Source organism: uncultured Limnohabitans sp. (genome assembly GCF_937889215.1).
Taxonomy (GTDB): Bacteria; Pseudomonadota; Gammaproteobacteria; order Burkholderiales; family Burkholderiaceae_C; genus Limnohabitans_A.
Map to the genome: position 1 here is coordinate 1 of NZ_CALBEX010000236.1, position 12,263 is coordinate 12,263.

Annotated in this window: 14 protein-coding genes; 11 read left to right on the forward strand and 3 right to left on the reverse strand. The window is 60.0% G+C overall.

Features of this window, described 5'->3' with window-relative positions; translation table 11 throughout:
* The first annotated feature begins 110 nt into the window (after nucleotides 1–110).
* Complete coding sequence (locus tag Q0341_RS15245; RefSeq protein ID WP_366522696.1) at nucleotides 111–581, forward strand: FlhC family transcriptional regulator; 471 nt, start codon at nucleotides 111–113, stop codon at nucleotides 579–581.
* A 322-nt stretch (nucleotides 582–903) separates the two neighbouring features.
* Nucleotides 904–1,344 carry a hypothetical protein gene (locus Q0341_RS05960; protein ID WP_299511209.1) on the forward strand — a complete coding sequence of 147 codons (441 nt, stop codon included), beginning with the start codon at nucleotides 904–906 and terminating at the stop codon, nucleotides 1,342–1,344.
* A 234-nt stretch (nucleotides 1,345–1,578) separates the two neighbouring features.
* On the opposite strand, the gene rimO is transcribed toward Q0341_RS05960, so the two are convergent.
* Nucleotides 1,579–2,976 (reverse strand): 30S ribosomal protein S12 methylthiotransferase RimO, encoded by a 1,398-nt coding sequence (rimO, locus tag Q0341_RS05965; RefSeq protein ID WP_299511210.1) that lies wholly within the window; start codon nucleotides 2,974–2,976, stop codon nucleotides 1,579–1,581.
* 57 nt (nucleotides 2,977–3,033) lie between these two features.
* Nucleotides 3,034–3,609, reverse strand: coding sequence for a polyhydroxyalkanoate synthesis repressor PhaR (gene phaR / locus Q0341_RS05970; protein ID WP_299511211.1), 576 nt, complete (start codon nucleotides 3,607–3,609; stop codon nucleotides 3,034–3,036).
* A gap of 174 nt (nucleotides 3,610–3,783) precedes the next feature.
* On the opposite strand from phaR, the gene Q0341_RS05975 reads away from it, so the two are divergent.
* From Q0341_RS05975 to tolA, 9 genes are read left to right on the forward strand one after another with little or no spacing between them, the layout of a single operon-like run.
* A complete protein-coding gene (locus tag Q0341_RS05975; RefSeq protein WP_299511212.1) occupies nucleotides 3,784–4,422 on the forward strand; it encodes a riboflavin synthase in 639 nt (212 codons plus the stop codon).
* On the forward strand, nucleotides 4,419–5,546 hold the full coding sequence (gene ribBA, locus Q0341_RS05980; protein ID WP_299511213.1) for a bifunctional 3,4-dihydroxy-2-butanone-4-phosphate synthase/GTP cyclohydrolase II: 1,128 nt from the start codon (nucleotides 4,419–4,421) through the stop codon (nucleotides 5,544–5,546). The genes Q0341_RS05975 and ribBA overlap by 4 nt, the downstream gene beginning before the upstream one ends.
* Before the next feature lie 2 nt (nucleotides 5,547–5,548).
* On the forward strand, nucleotides 5,549–6,055 hold the full coding sequence (ribH, locus tag Q0341_RS05985) for a 6,7-dimethyl-8-ribityllumazine synthase (RefSeq protein WP_299511214.1): 507 nt from the start codon (nucleotides 5,549–5,551) through the stop codon (nucleotides 6,053–6,055).
* A gap of 17 nt (nucleotides 6,056–6,072) precedes the next feature.
* Nucleotides 6,073–6,576 (forward strand): transcription antitermination factor NusB, encoded by a 504-nt coding sequence (nusB, locus tag Q0341_RS05990; protein WP_366522698.1) that lies wholly within the window; start codon nucleotides 6,073–6,075, stop codon nucleotides 6,574–6,576.
* A gap of 23 nt (nucleotides 6,577–6,599) precedes the next feature.
* Nucleotides 6,600–7,787 carry a pyridoxal phosphate-dependent aminotransferase gene (locus Q0341_RS05995; protein WP_299511215.1) on the forward strand — a complete coding sequence of 396 codons (1,188 nt, stop codon included), beginning with the start codon at nucleotides 6,600–6,602 and terminating at the stop codon, nucleotides 7,785–7,787.
* Nucleotides 7,784–8,233: a YbgC/FadM family acyl-CoA thioesterase gene (locus tag Q0341_RS06000; protein ID WP_299511216.1), complete on the forward strand. Its 450-nt coding sequence runs from the start codon at nucleotides 7,784–7,786 to the stop codon at nucleotides 8,231–8,233. Before Q0341_RS05995 ends, Q0341_RS06000 begins: the two co-directional genes overlap by 4 nt.
* Complete coding sequence (gene tolQ / locus Q0341_RS06005; RefSeq protein ID WP_299511217.1) at nucleotides 8,230–8,934, forward strand: protein TolQ; 705 nt, start codon at nucleotides 8,230–8,232, stop codon at nucleotides 8,932–8,934. Before Q0341_RS06000 ends, tolQ begins: the two co-directional genes overlap by 4 nt.
* Before the next feature lie 12 nt (nucleotides 8,935–8,946).
* A complete protein-coding gene (locus Q0341_RS06010; protein WP_299511218.1) occupies nucleotides 8,947–9,366 on the forward strand; it encodes a biopolymer transporter ExbD in 420 nt (139 codons plus the stop codon).
* Between the two features lie 10 nt (nucleotides 9,367–9,376).
* Nucleotides 9,377–10,360: a cell envelope integrity protein TolA gene (gene tolA / locus Q0341_RS06015; RefSeq protein WP_299511219.1), complete on the forward strand. Its 984-nt coding sequence runs from the start codon at nucleotides 9,377–9,379 to the stop codon at nucleotides 10,358–10,360.
* 11 nt (nucleotides 10,361–10,371) lie between these two features.
* On the opposite strand, the gene dnaE is transcribed toward tolA, so the two are convergent.
* Nucleotides 10,372–12,263, reverse strand: a 1,892-nt coding sequence (dnaE, locus tag Q0341_RS06020) for a DNA polymerase III subunit alpha (RefSeq protein ID WP_299511221.1), incomplete at its 5' end; no start/stop codon positions are given.

The following is a 12,263-nucleotide window of genomic DNA, read 5'->3' on the forward strand; positions in this document are numbered from 1 at the left end:
AAGACGTTCCCACTCGAAGTCGTGCAAGCAGCAACCCGCACGCGCAAAGGGGTGTGATCATGGGCATCACAACCACCACCCTCGCCCACGTCTATCCCTGGGCAATCATGATGGTGCGTTTGGGGGCTCGCGCCTGTGTTGTTTCACAGATCACGGGGCTTTCACAGCTCGATGCCCGGACGATCTGGAGAGAGGTCATGGGTGACAGCTCCCCAAGCGGACAGCAGCCAAACGACCTGATGTGGTACGTCAAAACGCCTCAGCGCCGCTCCCATGCAGCACTGCTGGTTCGGCTGTACGACCACGCGAGCCGAACTCTACCGGAGTATGCCGCTTACGCTCATGCTTTCTATCACTACGCCCGTGTGACTGCCTCACCATCGCAGTCTGATTCCTGGCGTTCGAGTGGAGACCCAGCATTTCGCGCCAGTGAACGTGACTACGTAATCCCGTTCAGTCGCGGCTATTTTTTGTGTCAATCCTACACAGATGACACGCTCATGGGGTGGCAGGCGCAAATGCGAGCTGGTCATCCGTCGTTGCCGAAAATGTCAAGGTCAATACATGGCCCATGCAGGTGAGGCGTCACAAGTCTGTCCCAATTGCTTGAAAGAGCATTCGGTTGCCTGAGCCTGAGCATGCCCAGCGTCATTAAAGCAACCCCTGAGAACGCACACCTGATGCGCGAGGTGATTGCAGGGTGGCCGGAGCTCAATTCCTGCATTAAAAGTTTGCGCAAGCAAGGGCTTTTCCCGGGAATGCGAGCGATGACCTTAACCGATGACGCTGGGCGATCTCTTGAACAGCTGGCTTTGGACTCTTCAACTCACAAGCCGGTTGATCTCCCAGACGCAAACTCAAATTTGAGCACGTAAACCGAAAACGTTCCACGAGGTTAAAAAAATGTCATCCTCAGGTTCAGATGTCGTGGTTTTGACTACTGCACAAATGCGTAAGATTGTTGCTCAGGCGGTTGAAGAGGGCGTGCGCAATGCCTCGCTGCCGCGGGCGGCGCAGTCTTCCTCTCGTGATGTTGTGCTCGCAGATGACATCTTGAACATGGCGGTCAAGGCTGCCACCAAAGCGGCGATTGCGGAAATGGGAGCGGTGATGGCGCCCATGAGCCAGGCACTGCATACCCTCAGCACCAAAATCGGCGCTAGACTCACCCGCGAAGAGCTGTGTACGCGGCTGGGCGTCAGCGACAACACTTTGCGCAAGCGAGAGGCTCTACCAGGCTTCCCCCGTCGTGACGCTTTTGGCCGTTATTTGCTGTCCGAGATCATAGTTTGGGAAACCGGTCAACCCCAAAAAATCCCCAACAATGCCAGCGAACCCCTGTAAATACTGGATGTCCGTTGCTTCTTCTGGGCACCAATCTTATCGAATGCGATAAGCTCAAAACATCACAAGCCGTTGATTTCTGATCAACGGCTTTTTTGTTGTCCTCTTCAAAATCACCACTTGTCAAAAAAGAGGTTTGACCACCCAAGGCTTTGTGAGCGGGGGTCGTCAAACTCAAAGCCCTGCGGCGTACGCCGACAGCACTCAAGCTGCGCAGACGTTCGCCGCAGACCCTCAAACCGGCACCCCCACCAAGTCGTGGCCTTCCACGCTGAGAATGCGGGCGCGTGTGAATTCACCCACTTTGAGTGTTTTGCTGATCTTCTCAGGCGGCAGCAAACGCACCACGCCATCGATCTCAGGTGCATCGCCAAAGCTGCGGCCCACCCCGCCGCGTCGGCCCATGGCAGGAGCGCTGTCCACCAACACCTGCATGGTTGCGCCCACACGTTGCTGCAATCGAGCAATCGACACCTCTTCGGCCACGGCCATGAAACGGGCGCGGCGCTCTTCACGCAGCGCCTCGGGCAGCATGCCCGGCAACTCATTGGCCGTAGCACCCTTGACCGGGCTGTAGGCGAAACACCCCGCGCGGTCAATTTGCGCTTCGCGCAAAAAGCCCAGCAAGTGCTCAAACTCTTCTTCGGTCTCTCCTGGGAAGCCGGCAATGAAGGTGCTGCGAATCACCAACTCGGGGCACAACTCGCGCCAACGCTGGATGCGTTCCAAATTCCTCTCGCCGCTGGCCGGGCGCTTCATGCGCTTGAGCACATCGGGGTGGCTGTGCTGAAACGGCACATCCAAATAGGGCAACACCAGCCCTTCGGCCATCAAGGGGATGATGTCGTCCACGCTCGGGTAAGGATAGACATAATGCAAGCGCACCCAAGCACCGTGCTCTCGGGCCATCTCGCCCAGCGTCTGCACTAATTCCAGCATGCGGGTCTTAACCGGTTTGCCATCCCAAAAGCCGGTACGGTACTTCACATCCACGCCGTAGGCCGAGGTGTCTTGGCTGATGACCAGCAGTTCTTTCACCCCACCCTCAAACAAGGCTTTGGCTTCTTTGAGCACATCGCCAATGGGGCGTGACACCAAGTCACCTCGCATGGAAGGGATGATGCAAAAGGTGCAACGGTGGTTGCAGCCTTCGCTGATTTTCAGATACGCATAGTGGCGCGGCGTGAGCTTCAGGCCCGCCTCGCCAAAGCCACCGGGCACCAAATCCAGAAAGGGGTCATGCGGTTTGGGCAGGTGCGTATGCACAGCGTCCATCACCTCTTGGGTGGCGTGCGGACCGGTCACCGCCAGCACGCTGGGGTGCATTTCCAGCACCATGTTGCCGCCACCCTCGCCTGTTTTGGCCCCCAGGCAACCGGTCACGATGACCTTGCCGTTTTCGCTCAATGCCTCAGCAATGGTGTCCAGGCTTTCTTTGATGGCTTCGTCGATGAACCCGCAGGTGTTCACGATGACGAGGTCTGCCCCCTCAAAGGTTTTAGAAGTTTGGTAACCCTCGGCGCTCAATTGCGTCAGGATCAGTTCGGAATCGGTCAAAGCTTTGGGGCAACCCAAGCTGACAAAACCCACTTTGGGGGTGGGCACGGAGGCGTTGATGTTCATTTCACTCATCCCCGCATTGTCCCCGGAAAAACGACAACACGGTGACAAATGACTATCAAGCCACCTTCAGGTCTTCAAACCCAAGGCGCCGAGCATCTGTTGGGTGTTTTTCTGCATCTGCTCTTGCACCTGCGCCATGACATTTTGCGAAGGGTCGGCCAAACCAGAAAACATGTTGTGCATCAGCGGCGTTTGCCACTGCATGAACTGAGACCAGACTTCGGGGCTCAGGGTCGGGCTGGATTCCCCGAGCTTACTTTGCCAATCCATGAACGACTGCACATGGTTTTCCAAATAAGACCCCATGTGGTCTTGCATCGCATGGCCATAAAAACGGATGATGTTGGACAACACCGCTTCGCTGAACATCGGTGCCCCCGCAGACTCCTCTTCCAGGATGATCTGCAACAAAATGGAGCGCGTCAGGTCGTCGCCAGTTTTGGCGTCCAGCACCACCACTGGGGATGCGGTCATGACCAGTTTTTTAATTTCGGCCAGGGTCACATAACTGGATGTCTGCGTGTCATACAAGCGCCGATTGGGGTATTTTTTGATGGTCCGCGCTGGGGCCAAAACCGGGGCAGCGCAAGCTTGGGCGGAGGAAGACTTTTTGGCCGCTTTGGCTTGGGGCTTGACCGGCAATGAATACTCCTGATGGGGGAAGGCAATTGAACAATCTGCTGCAATGCACCATTCTAGGCATACATCCTGCCCACATGGCCCTTGGTTAACCCTGATCCGTGGCCAGGGCTTGGGCCTGCTTTTTTGTTGCAAGTCCGTTCGAATCACCCTCTTTACCTGCGAAAATAGACAGCTATGTTCACCGGAATCATCACCGGCGTGGGGCGAATCGTCGCCACCCACGACCTGGGTCGCTCTTTACACCACGGCAAGCGCCTCACCATCGAGGCCCCCGCCGGGTATCTCGACGATGTAGGCCTGGGCGACAGCATCGCCCTGAACGGCGCCTGCATGACCGTCACCACCTTCAACCCCGAGCGCCGTCAATTCACCATCGACATCTCGGCCGAATCGCTGGACAAAACGAGCAGTCTGGACCAAGAAGGCACCGTGAACCTTGAAAAAGCTTTGCGCGCCAACGACCGCTTGGGCGGGCACATCGTGTCCGGCCACGTCGATGGCGTGGGCCAAATCAGCCACTTTGCGCAAATCGGCGAAAGCTGGGAGCTGCGCATTTTGGCCCCGCACACCCTGGCCAAATACCTCGCTTACAAGGGCTCCATCACCGTCAATGGCGTGAGCCTCACCGTCAACCGCGTGACTGATCTGACCGATGGCTGCGAGATCAGCATCAACCTGATCCCGCACACCGTGGACAACACCGCCCTCGGCAGCCTTCAAGCGGGCAGCCGGGTCAACCTCGAAATCGACACCGTGGCCCGTTATGTTGAGCGGATGCTCAGCGCAGGCCTGACCCAGAAAGACACCCCATGAACGCGCCCGAACAACGCATGCCCGTGGCGATCTCGCCCGTCGAAGAGATCGTGGCCGAGATGAAAGCCGGCCGCATCGTGATCCTGGTTGACGAAGAAGACCGCGAAAACGAAGGCGACCTGGTCCTGGCGTCTGACCACGTCACCCCCGAAGCTATCAACTTCATGGCACGCTTTGGCCGGGGCTTGATTTGCCTGACGCTCACCCGCGAGCGCTGCGAATTTTTGAAGCTGCCGCCCATGGCGGCGCGCAACGGCACCGTCTACAGCACGGCGTTTACCGTGTCTATTGAAGCTGCCGAAGGGGTGACAACCGGCATCTCGGCCGCTGACCGTGCCCGCACGGTGCAAGCGGCCGTGGCCAAGACCAGCCAGCCCACCGACCTGGTGCAACCTGGCCACATCTTCCCGCTGCAAGCGGTGGACGGCGGCGTGCTCATGCGCGCTGGCCACACCGAAGCCGGTTGCGACCTGGCCGCCATGGCCGGTTGCAGCCCCTCGTCGGTGATCTGCGAGATCATGAAGGACGACGGCACCATGGCCCGCCTACCAGACTTGCAAATCTTCGCGGCCGAGCACGGCCTGAAAATCGGCACCATCGCCGACCTGATCGAGCACCGCAGCCGGAACGAATCGCTGGTGGAACGCCTTGGCAGCCGCCCACTTCAAACCGCGCATGGCGAGTTCACCGCCCACGCCTTCCGCGACCAAACCAACCAAGCTGTGCACCTGGCTTTGGTCAAGGGCGAATGGACACCCGAGACCGAGGTGGCGGTCCGCGTGCACGAGCCGCTGTCGGTGCTCGACGCCCTCGAAGTGAACCGCGCCATGCATTCCTGGGGCCTGGACGCCAGCCTGAGTTACATCAATGCCCAAGGCTGTGGCGTGGCGGTACTGCTCAACTGTGGCGAGTCGGCAGACCAATTGCTGGCCCAATTTGAAGGCCGTGCCCGTTCAGCCCAAGCGCCTGAGCGCGGCAAGATGGACCTGCGCACCTACGGCGTGGGCGCACAAATTCTGCGCGAATGCGGCGTGCACAAAATGCGCCTCATGGGCCAGCCGCGCCGCATGCCCAGCATGACCGGCTACGGCCTCGAAATCACCGCTTACATCCCCAAGGAATAACCATGCTCGAAGCCAACAAAGGCCAGGCCGAAGAACTCGACGGCCAATTTCTGCACATCGGCATCGTGCAAGCCCGCTTCAACGAAGACATCACCAACGCCCTGGCCAAAGCCTGCATCGAAGAGCTCGAAGCCCTGGGCGTGACCAGCATCGACCACGTCATGGTGCCCGGCGCACTCGAAGTACCCGTGGCCTTGCAGGCCATGGCCGAGCGTGCCGAATACGACGCGCTGATCGCGCTGGGCTGCATCATCCGAGGCGAGACTTACCATTTCGAGCTGGTGGCCAACGAATCCGGCGCAGGCGTGAGCCGCGTGGCACTGGATTACAACCTGCCCATCGCCAATGCCATCCTGACCACTGAAAACCTGGAACAAGCCATCGTGCGCCAAACCGAAAAGGGGCGCGACGCAGCCCGCGTGGCGGTCGAGATGGCTTGCATCATGGACGACCTGGCCGCCGACATGGCCGAGTTGGCCGATGGTCTGGACGACGAAGAGAACACCTGATGACCGAACCCACCCCCATGTCAGAAGTCACCGCAGCGGACACCAAGCCCACTGCTGGCACTCGCAAATCTTCGGCCAAACCTGCCCGCAGCCGCTCGCGTGAGTTCGCCTTGCAGGCGCTGTACCAGCACATTGTGGGCCGCAACGAAGCGGCTGACATCGACGTCTTCACGCGCGATCTGTCGGGCTTTCACAAAGCCGACTCGGCCCATTACGACGCCCTGCTTTATGGCTGCACCGAACAATCCGAGGCTCTGGACGCCTTGATCGCGCCCAAGCTCGACCGCAGCTTTGCCGAAATTTCGCCGGTCGAACACGCCATCATGTGGATCGGTGTTTACGAAATGCAGCATTGCCTGGACGTGCCCTGGCGTGTGGTGCTCAACGAATGCATCGAGCTGGCCAAAGACTTTGGCGGCACCGATGGCCACAAATACGTCAACGCAGTGTTGGGTGGCTTGGCCCCCGAGTTGCGCAGTGCCGAAGTGCAAGCCGACCGCCAATCCGGGCGTGTCAAATAAACACCTCAACGACCCAAGACACCATGCGCATCTCTGAGCGTGCCGAGCGCATCGAGCCCTTTTATGTCATGGAGGTGGCCAAAGCCGCCTCGCAAAAGGCCCGCGAAGTCGCCCAAAGCGACCGGCCTGTGGTGTTTCTCAACATCGGTGAACCTGACTTCACCGCCCCGCCCCTCGTGCAGCAAGCCGCGCTTGCCGTGATCGAGTCGGGCCAAACCCAATACACCCCCGCGCTGGGCCTGGACGCCCTGCGCCAGGCTATCAGCGGTTGGTACGCCTCCCGCTTTGGCGTGCAGGTGCCCGCCAGCCGCATCGTGGTCACAGCGGGCGCTTCGGCGGCTTTGCAATTGGCCTGCCTGGCCCTGATTGACCGGGGTGACGAAATCCTGATGCCCGACCCGAGCTACCCCTGCAACCGCCACTTTGTGAGCGCGGCCGAGGGCACCGCGGTCTTGGTGCCCACCACCGCCGAGGAGCGCTTCCAGCTCAGCGCCGCGAAAGTGGCCGCCGCTTGGGGCCCAAAAACCCGAGGCGTCTTGCTGGCATCGCCCTCTAATCCCACGGGCACCTCGATTGAACCGGTCGAGCTGGCCCGCATCCTTGACGTGGTGCGCAGCCACGGCGGCATCACCCTGATCGACGAAATCTATCTCGGCCTGAGCCACGATGACACTTTCGGTCAAAGCGCTCTGGCCCTGGGCGACGACGTCATCAGCATCAACAGCTTCAGCAAATACTTCAACATGACCGGCTGGCGCTTGGGCTGGCTGGTAGTGCCTGAGCAGCTGACACCCGTGCTGGAGCGCCTGGCACAAAACCTGTTCATTTGCGCCAGCACCGTGGCACAACAGGCAGCGCTGGCCTGCTTTGAGCCCGAGAGCCTGGCCGACTACGAACGCCGCCGTGCCGAGTTCAAAGCGCGGCGTGACTACTTCATCCCGGCCCTGAATGCGCTGGGTCTGAGCGTGCCTGTGCCCCCAGATGGGGCCTTTTACGCCTGGGCCGACTGCACGGCCGCGTGCCAACAGCTGGGCCTCAAAGACAGCTGGGAATTTGCCTTTGCCGCGTTGGAACACGCCCATGTGGCCATCACACCCGGGCGCGATTTTGGCACCGACCAAACAGCACACTTTGTGCGGTTTTCCACCGCCAATTCCATGGCCGAGTTGCAAACCGCCATCGCCCGCCTGAAGGCTTGGTTGCAGCCATGAACACGCCAAGCCCCAGCACAAACGCCAATGCTTTTGAGCACCCCATCCGCATCTACTGGGAAGACACCGACGCAGGCGGCATCGTGTTCTATGCCAACTACCTGAAGTTTTTTGAGCGTGCCCGCACCGAATGGCTGCGTGCCCTGGGTTTTGGCCAGCAGGTGCTGCGCGACCAATCTGGCGGCATGTTTGTCGTGTCTGAAACCGCCGTCAAATACCACTCGCCCGCCCGCCTGGACGACACCCTGGTCGTCACCGCCGAGCTGCAAAGCGGCGGCAAAGCCAGCCTGACCATTGCCCAGCGTGCCTACCTGCGCACACCGGGCCAAACCACCCCAAGTAACGAACGACTCCTGGCCGAAGGCACCATTCGCCTGGGCTGGGTCGACAGCACCACCTTGAAACCCGGCCGCATCCCGGCCCCTGTTCTGGAAGCCCTGAAATGAACCAAGACATGTCCATCGTCTCGCTGCTGCTGCACGCCAGTTTTGTGGTCCAGTTGGTGGTGCTGATTTTGCTCGGTATATCGGTGGCCAGCTGGGCGGCCATCGTGCGCAAAATCACAGCCATCAAACGCATCAAAACTCTGAACGACGAGTTCGAGCGCGTGTTCTGGTCAGGCACCAGCCTGAACGAACTATTCAACGCTGCCAGCCAGAACGCCAAAATGTCGGGCCCCATGGAGCGCATTTTTGCCAGCGGCATGCGCGAGTACCAAAAACTGCGGGAACGCCGCATCAGCGACGCGGGCACTTTGCTCGACGGGGCACGCCGCGCCATGCGGGCGAGCTTCCAGCGCGAAATGGACATGGCCGAATCGCAACTGGCCTTCCTCGCCTCGGTCGGCTCCATCTCGCCGTATGTGGGTTTGTTTGGCACCGTGTGGGGCATCATGCACGCCTTCACCGGCTTGGCCAGCTTGCAGCAAGTCACGCTGGCCACAGTGGCCCCCGGCATTGCCGAAGCCCTGGTGGCTACTGCCATCGGTTTGTTCGCAGCCATTCCAGCCGTGCTGGCTTACAACCGCTTCTCCCACGACGTCGACCGCATCGCCATCAAGCTGGAAACCTTCATTGAAGAGTTCTCCAACATCCTCCAGCGCAGCTTGGGCTCATCGGGCGGCAGCAATTCGGCCTCTGGCCATTGATGGGATTGCGCCATGCCATCCCCCTCTTCCCGAAGCCGCGGTCGCCGCACCATCTCTGAAATCAACATGGTGCCCTTCATCGATGTGATGCTGGTGCTCTTGATCATCTTCATGGTGACCGCACCCATGATCACACCCAGCATGGTCGATCTGCCCAGCGTGGGCAAGGCCGCCAAGCAACCCGATCAGGTGGTGCAAGTGGTCATTCAAAAAGACGAGCGCCTAGAACTGGTGAACAACGGCAAAACCGACAGTGCCACCCTGGCCAACGTGGCCAAAAGCGTGAAAAGCCTGGTGGGCGACAACGCCAACACCGCCGTTGTCATCAGCGCCGACCGCAGCGTGAAATACGAAACCGTGGTCAAAGTCATGGACAGCTTGCAGCGCGCGGGCATTGCCAGGGTGGGCCTGTCAGTTCAACTGGCACCCTGAAAGCCCTAACGTGAGCGCCAAGCCCGCCCCGCACTTAGAGTTTGCCCCGCCAGCCCAGCCGGGCATGGGACGCGCCTGGGTGGTTGCCGGTGCAGTGCACTTGTTGCTGTTCTTAGCGCTGGGACTGGCTACCGCTTGGAAAACACAACCCCAAACCTTGCAAGCCGAGGCCGAACTGTGGTCGGCTGTGCCGCAAGCGGCGGCTCCTCGACTGCAAGAGCCCACACCGGAACCCACACCCGAGCCACCGTCAGAGCCAAAGCCCGCCCCGGAACCCACCCCTGCGCCCCCTCCGGCCCAAGCTGAGCCTGAGCCCGATCACACGCTGCGAGATGCGCAAATTGCGCTTGAAAAGAAAAAGCAAGAAGACAAACTCAAGCAAGAAGAAAAAGCAGCAGAGCTCAAACGCAAGGCTTTGGAAAAGAAGAAAAAAGAAGCCCAAGAAAAAGCCGAAAAAGAAAAAGCCGATAAAGCGAAAGCTGAAAAAGACAAGGCTGAAGAGAAAAAGAAGGCGCTGGCCGCGCAAGTGCTCGAGAAGAAAAAGGCCGCAGAAAAGGCCAAGGCTTTGGCTGACGAGAAAAAACGCAAAGAAGAAGCCGCCAAAGCCAAAGCCGATGTGGTCCGCGCTGAAGCCTTGCGCAAAGAAAATCTGGAGCGCATGCAAGGCATGGCCGGTGCATCGGGTGGGCCAAACGCCACAGGCACGGCGCTCAAATCTTCAGGCCCATCTGCCAGCTATGCAGGCCGACTGATTGGCCGGATCAAACCCAACATCACCTACCCTGGGGATGTTTTAGGCAATGCTCGGGCAGAGGTGGAAGTCCGGGTGGCCGTCGACGGCACCATCCTGAGCCGCCGCATCGTGCAGTCGAGCGGCAACAGAGCATGGGACGAGGCCGTGCTGCGGGCCATCGACAAAACCCAAATACTGCCCAGGGACACCGATGGGCGCGTCCCCCCTGTGATCGTGCTGGGCTTCAGGCCACTGGACTGAGCCGGGCAGCCTCAGTCGTACACAATCCGCGCCTGACCCTGATCGGCCTGCGCCATCCAGCTGGCCAGCGCCGCATCGGTGGGAAAGAATTTGGCGGCCTCACCCAGCGCCAGCTCAGCGCGGGCAGCCAAATCTTCGTTGCGACGCTCCAGCACCAAGCGCACCGGCAAGCCGCGCACCAAGTCACCTTGTTCGGTCTGCTCGCGCTGCGCGGGGAACTCTTTGACGATGCGCGCAATGTCGGGTGCACGGCCATTGACGGCCACGCGCAGGTATTTGCCAAAGCGGCAACGCGCCGCCCCCAAGTCCATGATCTGCTCCATCTTGAGGCGGAAACCGCCCGAGAAACGGTCCGCCTGCATCTTGGCCGTGACGATGATCAGCTCGTCGTCTTTGAGCAAATGCTTGGCCGAGTTGATCAGGGCTTCGTCGGCGGTGGCTTCCATCATGCCGGTTTTGTCGTCGAGCTTGAAGATCGCCACCTTGCCGCGCTGGCCGTTGATGATGCGCAAATCGCTCACGATGCCGGCCAGGACCATCGATTCGCGGCTGTCGATCAGTTCGTCAATCTTGCGGCGGGCAAACTGCCGCACCTCACGCTCCACGGCATCAAACAGGTGACCCGATAAAAAGAAGCCCACGGCCGTTTTTTCGAGCAGCAAGCGCTCCTTGATGCCCCATGGCATCACCTCCACCAACTCAGGCTCTTGCGTGCTGGAGCCATGCGAGTCGTCGCCAAGCATGTCGAACAAGCCGCCTTGGTTCGCGTTGGCCGTGGTGGCGGCTGAAAACTCAAACGCCCGGTCGATGCTGGCCGACAAAGCCGCACGGTTCATGTGCAGCGAGTCAAAAGCCCCAGCCTTGATCAGCGCATCCACCGTGCGTTTGTTGATGCGGGTGCGGTCCACGCGCACCGCAAAGTCAAACAAGCTGGTGAACGGGCCGCCTTCGTTGCGGGCCGCCACGATGGCGTCGATCGCTTGCTGACCCGTGCCCTTGATGGCGCCCAATCCGTAGCGGATGATTTTGTCGGTCACAGGTTCGAAGCGGTGCGTGCCCCGGTTCACATCAGGCGGGTCAAACCGGATGCCAAACTTGACCGCGTCTTCGTATAGCACCTTCAACTTGTCGGTGTCGTCCATCTCGACCGTCATGTTGGCGCAAAAGAACTCGGCGGTGTAGTGCACCTTGAGCCAGCCGGTGTGGTACGCGAGCAATGAATAAGCCGCAGCGTGCGATTTGTTGAAACCGTAGCCCGCGAACTTCTCCATCAAGTCAAAGACTTCGTCGGCTTTGTCTTCGGTGATGTCGTTCTTGGCCGCGCCGGCGCGGAAAATGGCGCGGTGCTCGGCCATTTCTTCGGCCTTTTTCTTGCCCATGGCCCGGCGCAGCATGTCCGCGCCGCCCAAGCTGTAGCCACCCAGAATCTGGGCGGTCTGCATCACCTGCTCTTGGTAAACCATGATGCCGTAGGTCTCACTGAGCATCTCGGCCACCAGCGGGTGCGGATACTCGATGACCTCGCGGCCGTGCTTGCGGGCCACAAAGCTCGGGATCAGGTCCATAGGCCCCGGGCGGTACAAGGCGTTCAGGGCGATCAGGTCTTCCAAGCGGCTCGGGCGCGCATCGCGCAGCATGCCTTGCATACCTCGGCTTTCAAACTGGAACACCGCCTCGGTTTTGCCGTCTGAAAACAATTTGTACGTCGGGGCGTCATCGAGCGGAATGTTCTCAAAGGCAAAATTGTCCTGCCCCTTGTGCCGCTGGATGATGAACTCCCGGGCGATCTCCAAAATCGTGAGCGTGGCCAAACCCAAGAAGTCGAACTTGACCAGGCCCGCGGCCTCCACATCGTCCTTGTCGTACTGGCTCACGGCCGATTCGCTGCCCGGCTGTTGGTACA